Consider the following 19571-nt stretch of genomic DNA (forward strand, 5'->3'; position numbering starts at 1 on the left):
ACCAGCAGCGCGAAGACTTCAAGCGCCTGGGCGTGCTGGGCGACTGGGAGCGCCCTTACCGCACCATGGACCCGGCCAACGAAGCGGGCGAAATCCGCGCCTTCAAGCGCGTGATCGAGCGCGGCTTTGTGTACCGGGGCCTCAAGCCCGTGTACTGGTGCTTCGACTGCGGCTCGTCGCTGGCCGAATTCGAGATCGAATACGCCGACAAAAAGAGCGACACGCTGGACGTGGCTTTTGAAGCCGACAACAACGCTGCGCTTGCCGCCGCCTTTGGCCTGCCCAAGCTGCCCGGCGAGGGCAGCAAAAAAGCCTTTGCCGTGATCTGGACCACCACCGCCTGGACGATTCCTGCCAACCAGGCGCTCAATGCCCACCCCGAGCTGGAATACGCGCTGGTGGACACGCCCCGTGGCGTGCTGCTGCTGGCCGCCAGCCTGGTCGAGAAATGCCTGGAGCGCTACAAGTTGGAAGGCACCGTGATCGCCACCGCTGTGGGCGAGAAGCTGCGCGGCCTGGTGTTCCGCCACCCGCTGCACGACACCGTGACCGCTGAAGAAGGCGGCCCCTACAGCTACCGCCGCACATCGCCGCTGTACCTGGCCGATTACGTGACCGCCACCGACGGCACGGGCATCGTGCACTCGGCCCCGGCCTATGGCGTGGACGACTTCAACTCCTGCGTGGCCCACGGCCTGAAATACGACGACATCCTGAACCCGGTGCAGGGCAACGGCGTGTACGCGCCCGAGTTGCCCTTCTTTGGCGGCCAGCACATCTGGAAAGCCTGCGCCCGCGTGATCGAGGTGCTGGGCCAAAGCGACCGCCTGATGTCCACCGTGGAAATCACCCACAGCTACCCGCACTGCTGGCGTCACAAAACCCCCGTGATCTACCGTGCCGCCGCCCAATGGTTTGTGCGCATGGACGAGGGCGAGGGCGTGTTCACCAAAGACAAGGCCCCCAAGACCCTGCGCCAGCTGGCCTTGGACGCCATCGAGCAAACCCAGTTCTACCCCGAGAACGGCAAAACCCGCCTGCGCGACATGATCGCCAACCGCCCCGACTGGTGCATCTCGCGTCAGCGCTCGTGGGGCGTGCCGGTGCCCTTCTTCCTGCACAAGGACAGCGGCGAGCTGCACCCACGCACCATGGAAATCCTCGATCAGGCCGCTGACATCGTCGAAAAAGGCGGCATCGAAGCCTGGAGCCGCGTGACGGTGGAAGACATCCTGGGCGCAGCCGATGCGCCCAGCTACACCAAGAGCACCGACATTCTGGAAGTCTGGTTCGACTCCGGCTCTACCTTCCGCCATGTGCTGCGCGGCAGCCACAAGGACGCCTATGGCGTGCCCCCCTTCCACGCCGAAGGGCCTGAGGCCGACCTGTACCTGGAAGGCCACGACCAGCACCGCGGTTGGTTCCACTCGTCGCTGCTGCTGGGCTGCGCGCTGGAAGGCCGTGCGCCCTACCGGGGCCTGTTGACCCACGGCTTTGCCACCGACGGCCAAGGCCGCAAGATGAGCAAGTCGCTGGGCAACACCGTCGAGCCGCAAACCATCACGTCCAAGATGGGTGCAGAAATCGTGCGCCTGTGGGTGGCCTCGACCGACTATTCGGGCGACCTGAACATCGACGACAAAATCCTGGCCCGCGTGGTCGACGCCTACCGCCGCATCCGCAACACCCTGCGCTTCTTGCTGGCGAACGTGAGCGACTTCGACCCGGCCACCGACACCGTGCCCGACGACCAGCTGCTGGAGATCGACCGCTTTGCCCTGGCCCGTGCGGCCCAGTTGCAAGCCGACATCCGCGCCCACTTCGACGCGTACGAATTCCACCCCGTGGTCAGCAAGCTGCAGGTTTACTGCTCGGAAGACCTGGGCGCGTTCTACCTGGACGTGCTGAAAGACCGCCTGTACACCACCGCGCCCAAATCGCTGGCCCGCCGTAGCGCACAAACGGCGCTGTACCGCATCACCCACGGCATGCTGCGCTGGATGGCGCCGTTCCTGTCCTTCACCGCCGAGGAAGCTTGGAGCAGCTTCGGCAGCTCCGAGTCCATCTTCATGGAGCAATTCAGCGACTTCGGCGCCCCCGACACTGCACTGCTGGCCAAGTGGGGCCGCATCCGCGACATCCGCGATCTGGTCAACAAGGACATCGAAGTGGTCCGCGCAGCAGGCCAAGTGGGCGCATCCCTGCAAGCCGACATCACACTGACGGCACCTGCAGATGACCACGCCCTGCTGTCCAGCCTGGGCGCAGACATCAAGTTCGTGTTCATCACCTCCAAAGTCACCTTGCAAGCAGGCGATACTTTGGCCGTGCAAGTGGCGGCCAGCCAGGCCGTCAAGTGCGAGCGCTGCTGGCACTACGCCGACGACGTGGGCCATGACGCCGCGCACCCCACCATTTGCGGCCGCTGCGTGAGCAACCTGCATGGCGCGGGTGAAACCCGCCAGATCGCCTGACCCTCAAGGAAGCACGCATGGCCAGCTCGAAAAAATTTGCCAAAAGCGGCTCAGGCCAAGGCTTGGTGCTCTGGCTGGGCATCGCCCTGCTGGTGCTGCTGATCGACCAGTTCACCAAGGTCTTGGTGCTGGGCGCTTTCCAGCTGGGCGACAGCACACCGGTCACCTCGTTTTTCAACTTGGTGCGGGTGCACAACCACGGCGCGGCGTTTTCCTTCCTGGCCGGTGCGGGCGGCTGGCAACGCTGGTTCTTCACAGGCATTGGCGTGGTCGCAGCCCTGTTCATGTTGTGGATGCTGCGCTCGCATGCCGGTCAGACCCTGTTTTGCCTGGCCATCTCGCTCATCCTGGGCGGCGCTGTGGGCAACGTGATCGACCGCCTGCTGCATGGCTACGTGGTCGACTTCCTCGACTTCTTCTGGGGCAGCTGGCACTTCCCCGCCTTCAACGTGGCCGACAGCGCCATCACGTTGGGCGCAGGCCTGCTGATCCTCGACGAAATTTTGCGCGTACGGCGCGGGCGTTGAAACGCATCGCACGCACCTTGAGCCCCACTGCGTTGGCCATAGGGCGGTGCGGATGGCCGATTTGCTGGCGCGAAGCGACTGATGAGGCCGTCTGCAGCGCCCTATGGCCAACACCCTCAACGTCCAGATCTCAGGTAAGCTCTTCCCCCTGATTGAAAAAACGGAGACGCCCATGCCTGGCTTGTTGCCCCACATCGACCCTGACGGTCTGCTCGAATTTTCGGTGGTCTACACCGACCGCGCCCTGAACCACATGTCCAAGCGCTTTGGCGGTGTCATGACCGACATCTCGCGCATGCTCAAGAACGTTTATGGTGCCCACTCGGTGGCGCTGGTGCCTGGCAGCGGAACCTTTGGCATGGAGTCGGTGGCCCGCCAGTTCGCCACGAACCAACACGTCATGGTGATCCGCAACGGCTGGTTCAGCTTCCGCTGGACACAAATCTTTGACATGGGCCAGATCCCCAAGAGCCACAGCGTGCTCAAGGCCCGCCGCATCGCGGCTGGCTCGCAAGCGGCCTGGGCACCTGCACCGATTGAAGAAGTCAAAGCCGCCATTGCCGCTGAAAAGCCCGCACTGGTGTTTGCACCACACGTGGAAACCGCCGCCGGCATGATCTTGCCCGACGATTACCTCAAGGCTGTGGCCGATGCCGTGCACGCTGTGGGCGGTTTGCTGGTGCTGGACTGCATTGCCTCGGGTGCCATGTGGGTGGACATGAAAGCCACCGGCGTGGACCTGCTGATCAGCGCGCCGCAAAAAGGCTGGAGCAGCTCGCCTTGCTGCGCCATGGTCATGATGAGCGAACGCGCCCGTCAAGCGATTGACGGCACCACCAGCACCACCTTCGCCATGGACCTGAAAAAATGGCTGCAAGTGATGGAAACCTACGAAGGCGGTGGCCACATGTACCACACCACCTTGCCCACCGATGCTTTGCTGCGCCTGCAAGAAGCCATGCTGGAAACCGAAGCCTATGGCTTTGCCAAAGTGCGCGAAGAACAAATGGCGCTGGGCCGACAGGTGCGTGCTTTGCTGCTGGAACACGGCTTCCCGAGTGTGGCTGCACCGGGCTTTGAAGCACCCGGCGTGGTCGTGAGTTACACCACCGACCCTGACATCCAGAGCAGCAAGAAGTTCCTGGCCCTGGGCTTGCAAACCGCCGCAGGCGTGCCGCTGCAGTGCGATGAACCGGCCGACTTCCGCACCTTCCGCATGGGCCTGTTCGGTCTGGACAAATGGCACCAAGTGCCGCGCACCCTGCAAATCTTGCGCGAAGCGCTGGAGACCATCGCACCCAAGGCCAAACTGGCCGCGTGATCGGACGCGCTGAGCGCCCACAAAAAAACCGCTGCCCTTGAGGGTCAGCGGTTTCTTTCATTCAGCGCCGTGTGGATGGGCATCCGGCGCCGAAGCGCCGACGCCCAAGGCTCACAACGTGATGATGGTGCAACCCGTGGTTTTGCGCGCTTCCAAAGCGATGTGCGCGTCCTGGATTTGTGCCAGCGGGAAGGTCTGGTCGATGTGGATCTTGACCTTGCCGCTGGTCACGGCTTCGAACAAATCGTCGGCCATCTCTTGCGTGCTTTCGCGCGTGGTGATGTGGCTGAACAAAGTCTGGCGCGTCACATAGATGGAGCCCTTGGGGCCGAGGATGCCCGGTGCAAACGGCGCCACGGCACCGGATGCGTTGCCAAAGCTGGCCATCAAACCAAAGGGGGCCAGGCAGTCGAGCGACTTGTCCCAAGTGTCTTTGCCCACCGAGTCGTAAACCACTTTGACGCCCTTGCCACCGGTGATCTCTTTGACCTTGGCCTGGAAGTCATCGGTCGAGTAGTTGATGCAGAACTCCGCGCCATTGGCCAAGGCCAGCGCGCATTTGGCATCACTGCCTGCGGTGCCAATCAGGCGCAAGCCCAGGGCCTTGGCCCACTGGCTGGCGATCAGGCCCACGCCACCGGCTGCGGCATGGAACAGCACAAAGTCACCGGCTTTGAGGCCGCCCTGGGGGAGTGTGCGCTTGAGCAAATATTGTGCTGTCAGGCCCTTGAGCATCATGGCCGCACCCGTCTCAAACGAGATCGCATCGGGCAGCTTGCACACGCACTTGGCGGGCATCACGCGCACTTCGCAGTAGCTGCCGGGCGGCTGGCTGGCATAGGCTGCGCGGTCACCGACTTTGAGGTGCGTGACGCCCTCACCCACGGCTTCGACCACGCCCGAGGCTTCCATGCCCAGCTTGAGCGGCATGGGCAAGGTGTACAGGCCGCTGCGCTGGTACACGTCGATGAAATTCAGACCAATGGCCTTGTGGCGGATGCGGATCTCGCCGGGGCCCGGTTCGCCGACGGTCACGTCGACGAGTTTCATGACTTCGGGACCACCGTTCTGGTCGATCTGGACTGCAAGGCTCATGGCTTTCTCCTGAAAGGGTAAAAACAAACGATGCGTGACTGTGCCACGAATTGCATGCCCGACAAGCGCACATGGACAGCTTGGCGACAACGGGAAAACCCGAATACCGATACAGTCGCCGCATGTCTCAAAAACTCTCTCCCGTCACGGCCTTGCTGTTGACCGTGCCGCCGCTGCTTTGGGCAGGCAATGCCGTCGTGGGGCGTATGGTGAATACCTTGGTGCCCCCCATCACGCTGAATTTCTTGCGCTGGGCTGTGGCCTTCGTGATCTTGCTGCCTTTGGCCGCTTGGGTTTTGCGCTCGGGCAGCGGCTTGTGGGCGCATTGGCGGCGCTTTGCGCTGCTCAGCCTCTTGGGCGTGGGCTGCTACAACGCCTTGCAATACCTGGCCTTGCAAACGTCCACCCCGCTGAACGTGACCCTGGTGGCCGCCAGCGGGCCCGTGTGGATGCTGGCCATCGGCGCATTGTTTTTTCAGGCGCCTGTGCGTCGCGCGCAAATTCAAGGCGCCGTGTTGTCCATTCTGGGTGTGCTGGTGGTGCTGTCACGGGGCGATTGGGCTCAGCTGATGGCTGTGCGGCTGGTGGTGGGCGACTTGTTCATCTTGCTGGCCACCGCCTTTTGGTCTTGGTACAGCTGGCTGCTCAGCCGCAAAGACGAGCCCGAAGCCATCCGACAGAACTGGGCCGCCTTCTTGCTGGCGCAAGTGGTTTTTGGACTGGGGTGGTCCGGTTTGTTTGCTGGCATGGAGTGGGGCTTGACCGATGCCCACATCACCTGGGGCTGGCCTTTGGTGAGCGCCCTCGCCTTTGTGGCCGTGGGCCCTGCGGTGCTGGCCTACCGTTGCTGGGGGCTGGGCATCCAGCAAGCCGGTCCTGCTGTGGCCGGTTTCTTTGCCAACCTCACGCCCTTGTTTGCAGCCATCTTTTCGGCCGCGTTTCTGGGCGAGTTGCCGCACGCCTACCATGCACTGGCGTTTGCACTGATCATCGGCGGCATCTGGGTGTCGTCAAGGCAGCGCTGAAACCCGCGGTGCCATGTCATCCCCGGCAAAGACCCGGGGCCGAATGCGACATATCACCCCGGGGGAAGACCCGGGGCCGAATGCCTGATGTCACCCCGGGCGAAGACCCGGGGTCCATCTCAATCTGCCGGCTTAGAAACTGCCCGGGTACGCGCCCCCATCGGCCAACACGTTCTGGCCCGTCATGTAAGCCGCATGCTGGCTGCACAAGAAGGCACAAATCGCACCGAACTCCTGAGGGTTGCCATAGCGCCCGGCGGGAATCTGCGCTTGCTGGATGGCACGCATTTCTTCCACGGTCTTGCCCTGCTTTTGCGCCATCGCAGGCAGCGTGGCGCGGATGCGGTCGGTGTCGAATTTGCCGGGCAACAGGTTGTTGATGGTCACGCCCTGGCCTGCGATCTTGCTGCGCGAGGCACCCGCCACAAAACCAGTCAGGCCGCTGCGTGCGCCGTTGGACAAGCCCAGCACATCGATGGGCGCCTTCACAGCGCTGGAGGTGATGTTGACGATGCGGCCAAAGCCGCGTGCGGCCATGCCGTCCACCGTGGCTTTGATCAGTTCAATCGGGGTGAGCATGTTGCCGTCGATGGCCTTGATCCAGGCGTCGCGATCCCAGTCGCGGAAGTCGCCGGGGGGTGGGCCGCCTGCGTTGGTGACCACGATGTCGTAGTCCTTGCCGGGGCCACCGGCCACGTTCCAGATGGCTTCGCGGCCCGCTGAGGTGGTGATGTCATGTGCCACCGCGATCAATTTCACCTTGCCGCCTGTTTCGGCGCGCAAGTCGTCGACGGCCTTGTCCAGCACCTCAGCGCCCCGCGCCACCATGACCACGTTCACGCCTTCGAGCGCCAAGGCGCGTGCGCAACCCCAGCCCAAGCCTTTGCTCGCGCCCCCCACCAAAGCCCATTTGCCTGCAATGCCCAAATCCATTTTGTTCTCCTGAAAATCAATTGCTGCGGCCGGCTGGCCGCGTCACAAAAAACACACCACTGACCACCAAAGCGGTGCCAGCGATGACCCACACATTGAAGGGCTCGTCCAAAATCAAAACGCCCATCAAAATCGTCGACATGGGGCCGATCATGCCCGTCTGCGCCGTCAGGCCCGGGCCAATGCGCTCGATCGCCATCATGACCAGCAACACCGGCAAGGCGGTGCAGGCCGTGGCATTGAGCAGCGACAGCCACAGCACCGGCTCGGCCACTTGCGCAGCGGCCCAGGGCCGCAGCAGGGCAAACTGCAACAAGCAAAAAAAGCAAGCGGCCGAAGAGGCCAACCCCGCCAGCCGCAAAGAACCCAAGCGTTGCACCATCTGGCCACTGTAGGTGAGGTAAACGGCATAGGTGAATGCGCTGGAGAACACCAAAAAGGCGCCCAAAGCGGCATGCGTGCCGGCCAGGCTGACTTCGTGCCCGAACACCAGCAAAACCCCGGAGTAACTGATGGCCATGGCCATGCCCTGGCGGGTGCTGATGCGCTTTTTGAACAAGAACCAACCCAGCACCAGCACCAGCGTGGGGTTGAGGTACAGGATCAAGCGCTCCAGCGAAGCGCTGATGAACTCCAGGCCCCAAAAGTCCAAAAAGCTCGACAGGTAATAACCGCTGAAACCCAAGCCGATCACACCCAGCCCGTCGCGCCCAGTCAACGCGGCCTTGCCACGCCCTGCCCACCAGGCCATCAGCAAAAACATGGGCAGCGCAAACAGCATGCGGTACATCAAAAGCGTGATCGCATCCACGCCATGGCGGTAGGCCAGTTTGACGATGATGGCCTTGCCACTGAAGGCGATGGCACCGGTCGCCGCCAGGATCAAACCAGCGGAGGCTTTGTGCGGCTGTCCCTGCACCATCAAAAGCCCACCGCCTGCCCGTCCCGGCGCGGGTCGCTGGCGGCCATATAACCCTCCACACCCGGATCGCCCATGCGCCAGATGAATTGGCCAGCGCCAAAGTCCTGGTAGGAGTCGTTGATGATGTCGAGCTGGTGACCGCGCTCGGTCAGTGCTTGCACGGTCTGGGCGTTCATCGCGGCTTCCACGTTGATGTTCAGGCCCGTGTTGTAGCGCCAGCGCGGCGCATCGCAAGCGGCCTGCGGGTTCTGCTTGTAGTCCAACATGCGCACCAGCGTTTGCATATGACCCTGGGGCTGCATGTTGGCGCCCATCACACCGTAGCTCATCACGGGTTGGCCGTTTTGGGTCAGGAAAGCCGGGATGATGGTCTGAAATGGCCGCTTACCGGGCATCACCAAGTTGGCCGTGTTGGGCCCCTTCGCGTTGGTGCTGAAGCCATGGCCGCGATTTTGCAAGCTGATGCCATAGGTCGGCTCCACACAACCGGAGCCAAAACCCATGAAATTGCTCTGGATGAAGCTGACCATCATGCCGCTTTCGTCAGCCGCCGTGAGATAAATCGTGCCGCCCTTGACCGGGTTGCCCGCCTGGAAATTTTTCGCCTTCTTCATGTCGATGAGCTTGGCACGGCTGGCCAGGTAAGCCGGGTCAAGCATCTGCTCGGGCGTGACTTCCATGTAGCGCGGATCGGCCACATAGCGGTACACATCGGCAAACGCCAGCTTCATGGCTTCGATCTGCAGGTGCTGCGAATCGACCCCGTCCACCGCGTGACTGGCCAGGTCAAAGTTGGACAAGATGCCCAACGCGATCAAGGCGGCGATGCCCTGCCCGTTGGGCGGGATCTCGTGCAGGGTGTAGCCCCGGTAGTCTTGCGCAATCGGCTTGACCCACTCGGGCTTGAAGTCGGCCAAGTCTTTGGCGGTGATGCTGCCACCGTTGTCTTTGGCAAAACGCTCAATCGCTTCGGCGATCTCGCCACCGTACAAGGCTTGGCCTTTGGTGGCGGCGATGGCTTTGAGACCTCGCGCCGCGTTCTTGAACTGGAACAACTCGCCCACCTCGGGCGCACGGCCCCAAGGCAAAAAGCTCTGCGCAAAGCCCGGCTGCGATTGCAGCTCGGGTGTGGCCGCCGCCCATTTTTGTTGCACCACCACTGGCACCAGATAACCGCGCTCGGCCACCTCAATGGCGGGCTCCAGCAAGTCGGCAAAAGGCAGCTTGCCGAAACGCTCACTCATGGTCACCCAGCCTGCGACGGCGCCTGGCACGGTGACCGAGTCCATGCCGCGCTTCGGAGGCGCGACCGCATCCGCGCCATATTTGCGGTGAAAGTATTCGGGCGTCCAGGTCGATGGCGCAGGGCCCGAAGCATTGAGCCCATGCAGCTGTTGCCCATCCCAAAGAATGGCAAAAGCATCAGAGCCCAGACCGCAGCTCACAGGCTCGGTCAAGGTGATCACGGCCGCAGCGGCGATGGCGGCATCGACCGCGTTGCCGCCTTTGAGCATCATGCGCAGGCCCGCTTGCGCCGCCAAGGGGTGTGAGGTCGACACCACATTGCGGGCAAACAAAGGCAAGCGTGTGCTGGTGTAAGGGTATTGGTTGTGAAACTGCATATCAGTCCGTAAGTCGCCAAAAATTCGTGGCCCAAGGCCAGCCAATCCTTGATTTTGTCAGAGCCGGCAAACCATGGTGCTAGCAGAGGTGACACGGGGGCCGCCATGAAAAACGGCCTCGCGAGGAGGCCGTTGGGATCAAGAAGACAAGCAGGGCTCAGTCTTCCACGAATGCTTCTTCGCGTTTGGATTTGATCGATGGCAAAGCCACGATGATCAGCAACAAAACAGCGGCAGCCAACAAACCAGCCGACAAAGGACGTGTCACAAACACACTCCAGTCACCACGCGAGAGCAACATGGCACGGCGCAGATTCTCTTCCATCATCGGGCCCAGGATGAAGCCCAACAGCAAAGGCGCTGGCTCCATGCCCAACTTGATGAAGGTGTAACCGATCACACCGAACATGGCCACCATCCAGATGTCCCAGGTGTTGTTGTTGGTCGAGTACACACCGATCGCGCAAAACAGCACGATGGCCGGGAACAACCAGCGGTAAGGCACGGTGAGCAATTTGATCCAAATGCCGATCAAAGGCAGGTTCAAAATCACCAACATGGCATTGCCAATCCACATCGATGCGATCAGACCCCAGAACAATTCGGGGTTGCTGGTCATCACCTGCGGGCCGGGCTGAATGTTGTGGATGGTCATGGCACCCACCATCAAAGCCATCACGGCGTTGGGCGGAATGCCCAAGGTCAGCAAAGGAATGAAGGATGTCTGCGAAGCCGAGTTGTTGGCCGACTCAGGGGACGCCACGCCACGGATGTTGCCTTGACCGAAAGGCACTTCGCCCGGACGCAACTTGGTTTTCTTCTCAATGGTGTAAGCCGCAAAAGCAGCCAGCAAAGCACCGCCACCAGGCAAGATACCCAGAGCGGAGCCCAGCGCCGTGCCGCGCAAGACAGCAGGCACCATGTTCTTCAAATCTTCACCTGTAGGCATCAGACCCGTCACTTTGGCGGTGAAGACTTCGCGCTCGTCTTCAGGCTTGGACAAGTTGGAGATGATCTCGCCGTAGCCAAAAACGCCCATGGCGATGACGATGAAACCCACGCCGTCTGTCAGCTCAGGAATATCAAAGCTGAAACGAGCCACACCGGAATTCACGTCGGTACCAATCAAGCCCATCAACAGGCCCAGCACAATCATGCCGACCGCTTTGATCAGCGAGCCTGAAGCCAGCACCACGGCGCCAATCAGGCCCAAGATCATCAGGGAGAAGTACTCGGCGGGACCAAATTTGAACGCCACCTCGGTCAAAGGCGCCGCAAATGCAGCCAAGATCAGGGTGCCTACGCAGCCAGCGAAAAACGAACCCAAACCCGCCGCCGCCAATGCAGGACCTGCACGACCTTTGCGAGCCATCTGGTAGCCGTCGATCATGGTCACCACCGATGAAGCTTCACCGGGCAGGTTGACCAAAATGGCCGTGGTCGATCCACCGTACTGGGCACCGTAATAAATACCGGCCAGCATGATCAGCGCAGCCACAGGGGGCAAGGCATAAGTAGCTGGCAGCAGCATGGCGATGGTGGCCACAGGCCCCACACCAGGCAACACACCGATCAGCGTGCCCAACAGGCAGCCAATGAACGCGTAAATCAGGTTCTGAAAGGTGAAAGCCACCCCAAAACCCAGCGCCAAGTTGTCAAACAATTCCATGTTCTGTTACTCCTCAACCGGTGATGAATGTGGGCCAAACGGGAAACTGCAACTTGAGCAGCAACACGAAAGCGGCATAGCTGCCGATGGACAGAATGCTGGACAAAACCAAGACTTCCTTGAGGTTGAAGGTCTCACCCGCAAGGCTGACAACGATGGTGGTGCCAAAGATGGCCATGATCAGACCCATGGCCGGGACACCCCAGCTGGGCAAGCCGCCCAACAAGATGCCAAACAACAAGTTGCCAGCGATGATGAAAAACAAAGGCTTCCAAGCCCATTTGCCAATCTTTTCGCCGTCTTGTGTCTCCACCGTCAAGGCCTTGAACATCACAAAGCCACCGATCACGGCCAATAAGATGCCCAATAACATGGGGAAGTAACCTGGCCCCATGCGGGCGCCAGAACCGATGCTGTAATTTGTAGCGCCATATGCAAAAGCTGCACCCGCTACTGTAAAAAGCAGACCTGAAAAAAAGTCTTTTTGACTCTTGATGTTCACGACATATCTCCTCTGATTGAGTTGGCATGATTTTGCGTGAAGATGCACTGCGGATGGATGTGGGTTACACCTATGTCCCGCAGAGGACAAATCGATGGTTTACCCTGATTTCAAGCGGCCATGCCAACGCATGGACCGCCTGTTTTGACTTCACTTGCTCAGCGGCTTGAACACCCTGAGCCATTTGGGTGCAGGCAGACCCCATTTGTCCTGGATGCGCTCGGCAGCCGCCAGCAACTCTTCGCGCTTGGGTCGGCTGCTGGTGCGCTGGGCCAGCACGATCGCATTGCCTTCGCGGGTGGGTTTGAAGGCCCACACCGCGTCTTCGCCAAAAGCCGCGCAAATCTTCTCGACGCTGGCCGGGTAGCTGGACGAGCGGCCAAACAGGTTGACCGTCATCACCCCTTGCGGGCTGAGCAAATCGCGGCAGTGGCGGTAAAAGTCGGGCGTGTCCAGCACGGGCGCGGCCGCGTGTTCGTCGTACAAATCCACCTGCAGCGCATCGACGGTGCCACGCCATTCGTCGGACTGGATTTCCAGCGCTGCATCGGCCAGCACCACGCGCAAACGTTCATCGTCTGGCGGCAAGCGGAACCAGCCACGACACGCATGGAGCACACCCGGGTTGAGCTCGATGGCGGTGGTGGTCATCTTGAGCTTTTTGTAGCAAAACTTGGTGATGGTGCCTGCGCCCAGGCCCAGCTGCATGGCGTGCGCACCCTTGACTTCGTCGTGCGAAAAAAACAGCAGCCAGCCGAACATGCGCTGCACATACTCCAGCTCGATGTCGTAAGGCCTGTCGAGGAACATGGAGCCCTGGATCCACTCGGTGCCCAAGTGCAGGTAACGGATTTCGCCGTCTTCAGAAAAATTGACTTCGGGCAGTTCGATTGCTTTTTTTCGGCTCATGCCATCATTCCATGGGTGTTCATCACCGCCTGCCAGGCGCTGAGTTTTTGTTCAAAAGTCCACGACGCATTGGCCGGACTGGTCGATGGTAGGCGATGAAGCGTCACACGCTCGGCCAAACCCGCGCTGAGCAGCGCTTTTTCGACCGCTTTGGCGTGTCGGAAGCTCTCGCCGCCGTTGTGCAAAATGCCGCGCAACTGCGGGCAACGCCCAAGCAGACCCGGGAAATCGTTCAGCTGCGCATGGCGGATTGCACTGTCCAGACTGCCTTCGCGCTCGCAATGCGCATACACATCCCACACACCCACGCCTTGGGCCAGCAAGCCTTGGCAGCGCTTGGCGTAATCGCCGTCAGCCGGCCAAGGGGCATCGGGCCACAGCGCCCGCATGATGCGCCAGAAATGGTTTTGCGGGTGCGCGTAATACTGCTGCGACTGCAAAGACTTCACGCTGGGAAAACTGCCCAACACCAAGATCCGGGTGCAGGCATGCACCAAGGGCGGCAAACCCTGCAAACGTTCGGGCTGTTGAGCATCGTTGGACAACCTCATCCCCCCGTCAAAGACAAGGCCGACAGCTTGGGCAAAACCCGCAGGGCATTGCTTGTGCTGGCTTGCGCGAGATCGTGGTGCGCCAGCCCACGCAAATCCGCCAGCACCTGCGCAATGCGCGGCAACTCGGCCGGACTGTTGCGGCCTTGCGCCTGGCCCAGCGCCCGCTGCTCAGCCGTCTGGTACAGCCAATGCGGCGGCATGTCGGGCGCATCGGTTTCCAGCACCAAAGCCGCAAGCGGCAAATCGCACGCCAATCGGCGCAATTGCAAAGCCCGCTCGTAAGTGAGCGCACCGCCAAAGCCCAGCGCGAAACCCATCGCCACAAAATGCCCGGCCTGCTGCGCACTGCCATTGAAGGCGTGCGCGATGCCAGACACCACCGGGCATTGGCGCAGGCCTTTGAGCAAGAGGTCGGCCGATCGGCGCACATGCAAGATCACCGGCAATTGGTGTTTTTGCGCCAGCATCAATTGGGCGGTGTAGAACCGCCACTGCCGCTCGCGCATGGCGGGCTCGCACAAGGCAGGCACAAAAAAATCCAGCCCTATTTCGCCCACCGCCACCAAGCGCGGGTCGCCCTGGCGCTCGGTCAAGGCCTGGTCCAGCGCCAGCACGTCTTCTTCACTGGCCTGGGGCACATACAAAGGGTGAATGCCCAAGGCATAGGCATCGCCTTGCTGGGCCGCCAGCTGCGCCACGGCCGACCAATGGGAGCGCTCCACCGCCGGGATCACACACAGCGCCACGCCTTGTGCGCGGGCCTGCGCCCGAACCGCACTGCGGTCGGCGTCAAACTCCGCCGCGTCCAGGTGGCAATGGGTGTCGATCCACATCGCAGCTCAAACAGCTGGTTGCAACACGCCTTTGACCAGATGCAATTGCCGGTCGCAGCGGGCCGCCAAGGCCTGGTCGTGCGTGACCACCACAAAAGCAGTGCCGCGCTCGCGCGCCAATTGCAGCATCAGCGCGAACACACCATCGGCCGTCTCGCGGTCCAGGTTGCCGGTGGGTTCGTCGGCCAGCACGCAAGCCGGATCGTTGACCAGCGCCCGGGCCAAGGCCACGCGCTGGCGCTCGCCGCCCGACAGCTCGGCTGGCCGGTGGTGCACGCGATCGGCCAGCCCCACGCGGGCCAACCACTGCGCCGCCACGGCGGCAGCCTGGGCGCGGTCCTGGCGGCGGATCCACAAGGGCATGGCCACGTTGTCCAGCGCGCTGAACTCGGGCAAGAGGTGGTGGAACTGGTAGACAAAACCCAGGTAACGGTTGCGCCACTGGCCTTGCTCGGCCGCGCTGAGCGCCGAGAGCAATTGACCCTGAAGCTGCACGCTGCCTAGCGTGGGCGCGTCCAGCCCACCCAGCAAATGCAAGAGCGTGCTCTTGCCCGAGCCCGAAGCGCCCACAATCGCCAAGGTTTGCCCCGCATGGACTTCCAGGTCCACGCCCTGCAAAACGGTCACATCCAGACGGCCTTCGGTGAAGCGCTTGGTCAGGCCCTGGGCTTTCAAGACAGTTTTATTCATAACGCAGCGCCTCGGCAGGGTTGACCTGGCTGGCGCGCCAGCTGGGGTAGAGCGTGGCCACAAAAGCCAGCACCAAAGAGATCAACGCGATCGGCACGATGTCGCTGGCCAGCGGCTCGCTGGGCATGCGGCTGATGAGGTAAATGTCGCGCGGCAAGAAGCTGGCATTGAACAGCTTTTCCAGCGCGGGCACGATCACATCGATGTTGAAGGCCACCAGCAGGCCCAGCAACAAACCGCTCACCGTGCCGATCACGCCCACCGTGGCGCCCTGCACCACAAAAATGCCCATGATGCTGCGGGGGCTGGCCCCCAGCGTGCGCAAGATGGCGATGTCGGCGCGCTTGTCGGTCACCGTCATCACCAGCGTGCTGACCAGGTTGAACGCGGCCACCGCCACGATCAGGGTGAGGATGATGAACATCATGCGTTTTTCCACCTGCACCGCGGCAAACCAGGTCTTGTTTTGCTGCGTCCAGTCGCGCACCCAAAAGCTGGCACCCAGTTGCAGTTGCAAATCACGCGCCACCCCACGGGCCTCGTGCAAGTCCTTGAGCTTGAGGCGAATGCCCGTCGGCCCCTCCAGGCGGAACATGCGGGCCGCGTCCTCCACGTGCATCATGGCCAGCGTGGAATCGTATTCGTAATGCCCGGAATGGAAGGCCCCGACCACCTGCATTTGTTTCATGCGCGGCACCACCCCAGCCGGGGTCACCTGACCCGAGGGCGAGACCAAGGTGACCGGATCGCCCAGTTGCACCCCCAGGCTTTGCGCCAAGTCTGCGCCCAGCACCATGCCAAACTGACCGGGCAGCAAGCGCATCAGGCTGGCGCGTTGTGCGTCCGAGGCCATGTCGGTCACTTCGGGCTCCAAAGCCGGATCGATGCCACGCACCAGCACGCCTTTCATGTCTTCGCCACGCGCCAGCAAGGCCTGCGCCGTGATGAAAGGCGCCGCGCCCACCACCTGGGGATGCGCTTTGAGCTTGGCCAGCAGCGCAGGCAGGTCCTGCACCGCACCGCCATCGGCGGCGTACACCTCGATGTGCGAAACGACGCCCAACATGCGGTCACGCACCTCTTTTTGAAAGCCGTTCATCACACTCAACACGATGATGAGCGCCGCCACCCCCAGCGCAATGCCCAGCATGGACACGCCCGAGATAAAGGAAATGAACCCGTTGCGCCGCGTCGCGCGGCCCGCACGCGTGTAGCGCCAACCCAGCACGAGTTCGTAGGGGATATTTTTGAAAAAAGACATAAGCCCCTATTGTGACCAATCGGCCCATGCCTCGTGAAAAGATGTGTGTCCTCAACTGGGTGGACAACGGGCTTTCAGCGGCTGGCCTTGTCCAGCGCCTGGTCGATGTCCCACAGGATGTCGTCCAGGTTCTCCAGACCCACCGAAATGCGCACCATGTCGGGCGGCACGCCGGCGGCCAGTTGCTGGGCTTCGTCGAGCTGGCGGTGCGTGGTGCTGGCCGGGTGGCTGATCAGCGTGCGTGTGTCGCCGATGTTGACCAGGTGGCTCATGAACTGGGCCGACTCGATGAACGTCACGCCCTGTGCCAAACCGCCTTTCACCCCAAACGACAACAGGCCAGACGCGCCGCGCATCTGGCGCTGCATCAGGGCGTGCTGCGGGTGGTCGGGCAGGCCGGGGTAGTTGACCCAGGCCACACGCGGATCGGCTTGTAAAAATTGGGCCACGCCCAAAGCGTTGTCGCAGTGCTTTTGCATGCGCAGCGGCAAGGTTTCGACGCCTTGCAAAATTTGCCAGGCACTCATGGGGCTGAGCGCCGCACCGAACACGCGCAGGCTTTCCATGCGGCAGCGCATGGTGAAGCCAAAGTCGCCAAAGGTCTCGTAAAACTTCACGCCGTGGTAGCCCTGTGAGGGCTCGGTCATGCCCGGGAACTTGCCGTTGTCCCACGGAAATTGGCCGCCCTCCACCACCAGACCACCCAAGGTGGTGCCGTGGCCCGCCAGGTATTTGGTGGCCGAATGCACCACGATGTCAGCGCCCAGCGCCAGCGGGTTGCACAGCAGCGGGCTGGGCACGGTGTTGTCGATGATGAGCGGCACGCCGTGCGCGTGGGCCACCTCGGCCACGGCGGCGATGTCCAGCACCACCATGCTCGGGTTGCCCAGGCTTTCGGCGTACACCGCGCGGGTGTTGGGGCGCATGGCAGCGGCAAAGGCCTCGGGCTTTGTCGCGTCCACAAAGGTGGTTTCGATGCCGAACTTAGCCAGGCTCACGGCCAGCATGGTGACCGAGCCGCCGTACAAAGCCCCGGCCGCCACCACATGGTCGCCCGACTGCAAGATGGTCATCAGCGCCATGGTTTCGGCCGCCATGCCCGAGGCACTCGCCACGGCAGCGCGCCCACCTTCGAGCGCGGCCACGCGTTCTTCGAGCACCGCCACCGTGGGGTTGCTCAGGCGCGAATACACATTGCCAAAGGTCTGCAGGTTGAACAGCGATGCCGCGTGCTCGGCGCTGTCAAACACAAAGCTGCTGGTTTGGTAAATCGGCAAGGCGCGTGCGCCGGTGGCCGCATCGGGAATCTGCCCGGCGTGGATGGCCAGGGTTTCGGGGTGGAATTGGCGGTCGGTCATGGTGTTCGGGTCATCAATTTGTTTCAAATGGCAAGGGGAAAGAAACCTTCACACCAGCCGCCGCGCCGAGATGATGCCGGTGTTCACACCCACCCAGTTCAGGCCGCCAAACAGACGGGCGTGTTCGATCTTCACGCAGCGGTTGGTGACCGAATCCATGCCCGCCAGCCGGGCCAGCGCATCGGCCTCGGGGTTGGCCACGCCCAGTTGCTGCCACAGGCAACGCGCGCCGATCTGCACCGCTTGCTCGGCAATGGGCAACACGTCTTCGGCGCGGCGAAACACGTCGACCATGTCCACCTTAAAAGGGATGTCGCCCAGGCTGGCGTAACAGGTCTCGCCCAGCACGGGCGTGCCCACATAGCGCGGGTTCACGGGCACGATGCGAAAGCCATGCGACTGCATGTACTTGGCCGCAAAGTAGCTCGGTCGGTGCCATTCAGCCGACAGGCCCACCACGGCGATGGTGGTGCATGTTTTGAGGATGCGCCTGAGCGCGTGCAAATCGTTGTGCATGGAGGTCCTTCTTTTTTGCCGTGCTGGTCTGTGGCAGCTTGGCGGATGGTCTATTTTCTGTGAGCGTTGGCCTGCAAGCGATGGCCGGTCAATAACGCGCCTGCCCACTGCGCTTCATTTGCCGCGAGGCCCAGGTGGCACACAGCGACAGCACGCCGCACACCGCCATCACCCCCAGGTAGTGGCCGCTGTGGTCAAACACCGCGCCCGCCAACACAGGCCCCAGCAAGTTCCCCAGAGCCGCGCCGCTGTAGAGCGTGCCCACCACGCTGGCCACCGATTTGCCGCCAAAGTAATCCATGCAAATGGCGGGCAAAAGCGACACGATAGAGCCATAACTCAGGCCAAACCAGAGCGCAAACAAGGCCAACAGCACATGCCCACCGGCCATGGCCCACAGCACATACGACGCGCCCATGGACAGCTGCATCAGCACCAGGGTTTGCGCCCGCCCCAGCCGGTCGGCCACCACACCGATGGCAAAGCGCCCGACCAGGCTGCCCACACCGATCAAGCCCACCAGGCCCACAGCCAGCGCCTCACTCAGGCCCAAATCGCGGGCCGATGCAGACACGTGCGCGAAAGGAATGAACATCACGGGCGAAGCCAGCACCGTGGCCAAGTAGAACCAGCGAAAGGTCGATGTGCGCAAGGTTTCACGCAAGCTCAGGCCCGAGGCTGAGCCGCCAGCGTCTGCTCCGGTGGCCGCAGGCGCACGTTTGAGCAAAGCCGCCGCCAGCAGGCCCAGCACCAGCACGCCCAACGCCAACACCCGCATGGCCTCGCGCCAGGGCATGGGGCCAATGGCCATGGCCACCAGCACCGGCACCAGCAAGGTGCCCGCGCCCACGCCCGAACTGGCAATGCCCCCGGCCAAACCGCGCCGGGTGGTGAACCAGGGCTGCACGCTGGCAATCGACGGGGTGTAGACCAGGGCAATGCCAGGCCCACCAGCAGGCCGTAACTCACGTACACCGCCAACAAAGACGTGGCCCAACTGGTAGCCAGCAAGCCCAGTGCAATCAAAGCCATACCGGCCGAGCACACGATGCGCGGGCCAAAACGGTCGGCCAGCATGCCGCCGCCAGCACCCATCACAAAATACACAAAGCCCGAAAGGCCAAAAATCCAGGACACATCGGCCCGCTGCGCCGAAAACTCACCCGCAAACGATTCAAAAAACGCCGCGAACGAATACGACACCCCAAAGATCAGCGCCAGGCACACAAACGTGGCCCAAACCACCACCCAGGCGTAGGGGGTTTCTTTCATGCGGTCTCCTGTCTTTGGGTTTTGAGGGTCATTGTGCCTTTGAACAGCCCCCTCAGCCTGCCAGGCCGTTCAGGGGCCTGCGACAATC

Annotated in this window: 18 protein-coding genes; 4 read left to right on the forward strand and 14 right to left on the reverse strand. The window is 62.1% G+C overall.

Annotation, left to right across the window (positions count from 1 at the left end):
- The 3 genes from ileS to Q1W40_RS07800 form a co-directional block, all read left to right on the forward strand.
- Nucleotides 1–2474: isoleucine--tRNA ligase (gene ileS, locus Q1W40_RS07790; RefSeq protein ID WP_300710713.1), on the forward strand; the 2474-nt coding region annotated here is incomplete at its 5' end.
- Nucleotides 2475–2491: 17 nt separating this feature from the next.
- The gene (gene lspA / locus Q1W40_RS07795) at nucleotides 2492–3001 is read left to right on the forward strand and encodes a signal peptidase II (RefSeq protein WP_300710715.1); all 510 of its coding nucleotides are present in this window, start codon (nucleotides 2492–2494) and stop codon (nucleotides 2999–3001) included.
- Between the two features lie 172 nt (nucleotides 3002–3173).
- On the forward strand, nucleotides 3174–4322 hold the full coding sequence (locus Q1W40_RS07800; protein ID WP_300710971.1) for an aminotransferase class V-fold PLP-dependent enzyme: 1149 nt from the start codon (nucleotides 3174–3176) through the stop codon (nucleotides 4320–4322).
- A 111-nt stretch (nucleotides 4323–4433) separates the two neighbouring features.
- Here the strand turns inward: Q1W40_RS07800 and Q1W40_RS07805 are convergent, their stop codons facing one another.
- A complete protein-coding gene (locus tag Q1W40_RS07805) occupies nucleotides 4434–5417 on the reverse strand; it encodes a quinone oxidoreductase (RefSeq protein WP_300710717.1) in 984 nt (327 codons plus the stop codon).
- 122 nt (nucleotides 5418–5539) lie between these two features.
- Between Q1W40_RS07805 and Q1W40_RS07810 the strand changes: the two genes are divergently transcribed.
- On the forward strand, nucleotides 5540–6442 hold the full coding sequence (locus Q1W40_RS07810) for a DMT family transporter (RefSeq protein ID WP_300710719.1): 903 nt from the start codon (nucleotides 5540–5542) through the stop codon (nucleotides 6440–6442).
- A gap of 132 nt (nucleotides 6443–6574) precedes the next feature.
- On the opposite strand, the gene Q1W40_RS07815 is transcribed toward Q1W40_RS07810, so the two are convergent.
- From Q1W40_RS07815 to Q1W40_RS07875, 13 genes are all read right to left on the reverse strand, one after another.
- Nucleotides 6575–7375, reverse strand: coding sequence for an SDR family oxidoreductase (locus Q1W40_RS07815; protein WP_300710721.1), 801 nt, complete (start codon nucleotides 7373–7375; stop codon nucleotides 6575–6577).
- Nucleotides 7376–7391: 16 nt separating this feature from the next.
- Nucleotides 7392–8297: a DMT family transporter gene (locus Q1W40_RS07820; protein ID WP_300710972.1), complete on the reverse strand. Its 906-nt coding sequence runs from the start codon at nucleotides 8295–8297 to the stop codon at nucleotides 7392–7394.
- Nucleotides 8297–9919, reverse strand: a complete 1623-nt coding sequence (locus Q1W40_RS07825; RefSeq protein ID WP_300710723.1) for a gamma-glutamyltransferase family protein — start codon at nucleotides 9917–9919, stop codon at nucleotides 8297–8299. Before Q1W40_RS07825 ends, Q1W40_RS07820 begins: the two co-directional genes overlap by 1 nt.
- A gap of 157 nt (nucleotides 9920–10076) precedes the next feature.
- Nucleotides 10077–11588 carry a tripartite tricarboxylate transporter permease gene (locus Q1W40_RS07830; protein ID WP_300710725.1) on the reverse strand — a complete coding sequence of 504 codons (1512 nt, stop codon included), beginning with the start codon at nucleotides 11586–11588 and terminating at the stop codon, nucleotides 10077–10079.
- Between the two features lie 13 nt (nucleotides 11589–11601).
- The gene (locus Q1W40_RS07835; RefSeq protein WP_300710727.1) at nucleotides 11602–12090 is read right to left on the reverse strand and encodes a tripartite tricarboxylate transporter TctB family protein; all 489 of its coding nucleotides are present in this window, start codon (nucleotides 12088–12090) and stop codon (nucleotides 11602–11604) included.
- A gap of 150 nt (nucleotides 12091–12240) precedes the next feature.
- On the reverse strand, nucleotides 12241–12999 hold the full coding sequence (locus tag Q1W40_RS07840) for a spermidine synthase (RefSeq protein WP_300710729.1): 759 nt from the start codon (nucleotides 12997–12999) through the stop codon (nucleotides 12241–12243).
- Nucleotides 12996–13550 (reverse strand): DNA-deoxyinosine glycosylase, encoded by a 555-nt coding sequence (locus Q1W40_RS07845; protein WP_300710731.1) that lies wholly within the window; start codon nucleotides 13548–13550, stop codon nucleotides 12996–12998. Before Q1W40_RS07845 ends, Q1W40_RS07840 begins: the two co-directional genes overlap by 4 nt.
- Nucleotides 13547–14386 carry a TatD family hydrolase gene (locus Q1W40_RS07850; RefSeq protein ID WP_300710733.1) on the reverse strand — a complete coding sequence of 280 codons (840 nt, stop codon included), beginning with the start codon at nucleotides 14384–14386 and terminating at the stop codon, nucleotides 13547–13549. Before Q1W40_RS07850 ends, Q1W40_RS07845 begins: the two co-directional genes overlap by 4 nt.
- A gap of 6 nt (nucleotides 14387–14392) precedes the next feature.
- Nucleotides 14393–15076, reverse strand: a complete 684-nt coding sequence (lolD, locus tag Q1W40_RS07855; RefSeq protein ID WP_300710735.1) for a lipoprotein-releasing ABC transporter ATP-binding protein LolD — start codon at nucleotides 15074–15076, stop codon at nucleotides 14393–14395.
- Nucleotides 15069–16337: a lipoprotein-releasing ABC transporter permease subunit gene (locus Q1W40_RS07860; RefSeq protein ID WP_300710737.1), complete on the reverse strand. Its 1269-nt coding sequence runs from the start codon at nucleotides 16335–16337 to the stop codon at nucleotides 15069–15071. The genes lolD and Q1W40_RS07860 overlap by 8 nt, the downstream gene beginning before the upstream one ends.
- A gap of 74 nt (nucleotides 16338–16411) precedes the next feature.
- Nucleotides 16412–17695, reverse strand: coding sequence for an O-acetylhomoserine aminocarboxypropyltransferase/cysteine synthase family protein (locus Q1W40_RS07865; RefSeq protein ID WP_300710739.1), 1284 nt, complete (start codon nucleotides 17693–17695; stop codon nucleotides 16412–16414).
- Nucleotides 17696–17743: 48 nt separating this feature from the next.
- Entirely contained in the window at nucleotides 17744–18211 is a 468-nt protein-coding gene (locus tag Q1W40_RS07870; protein WP_300710741.1) for a CoA-binding protein, read from the reverse strand.
- A gap of 88 nt (nucleotides 18212–18299) precedes the next feature.
- Nucleotides 18300–19208, reverse strand: coding sequence for an MFS transporter (locus Q1W40_RS07875; protein WP_300710743.1), 909 nt, complete (start codon nucleotides 19206–19208; stop codon nucleotides 18300–18302).
- Nucleotides 19209–19571 lie beyond the last annotated feature (363 nt).

The sequence above is a fragment of the Limnohabitans sp. genome, assembly GCF_030158565.1.
GTDB lineage: Bacteria > Pseudomonadota > Gammaproteobacteria > Burkholderiales > Burkholderiaceae_C > Limnohabitans_A.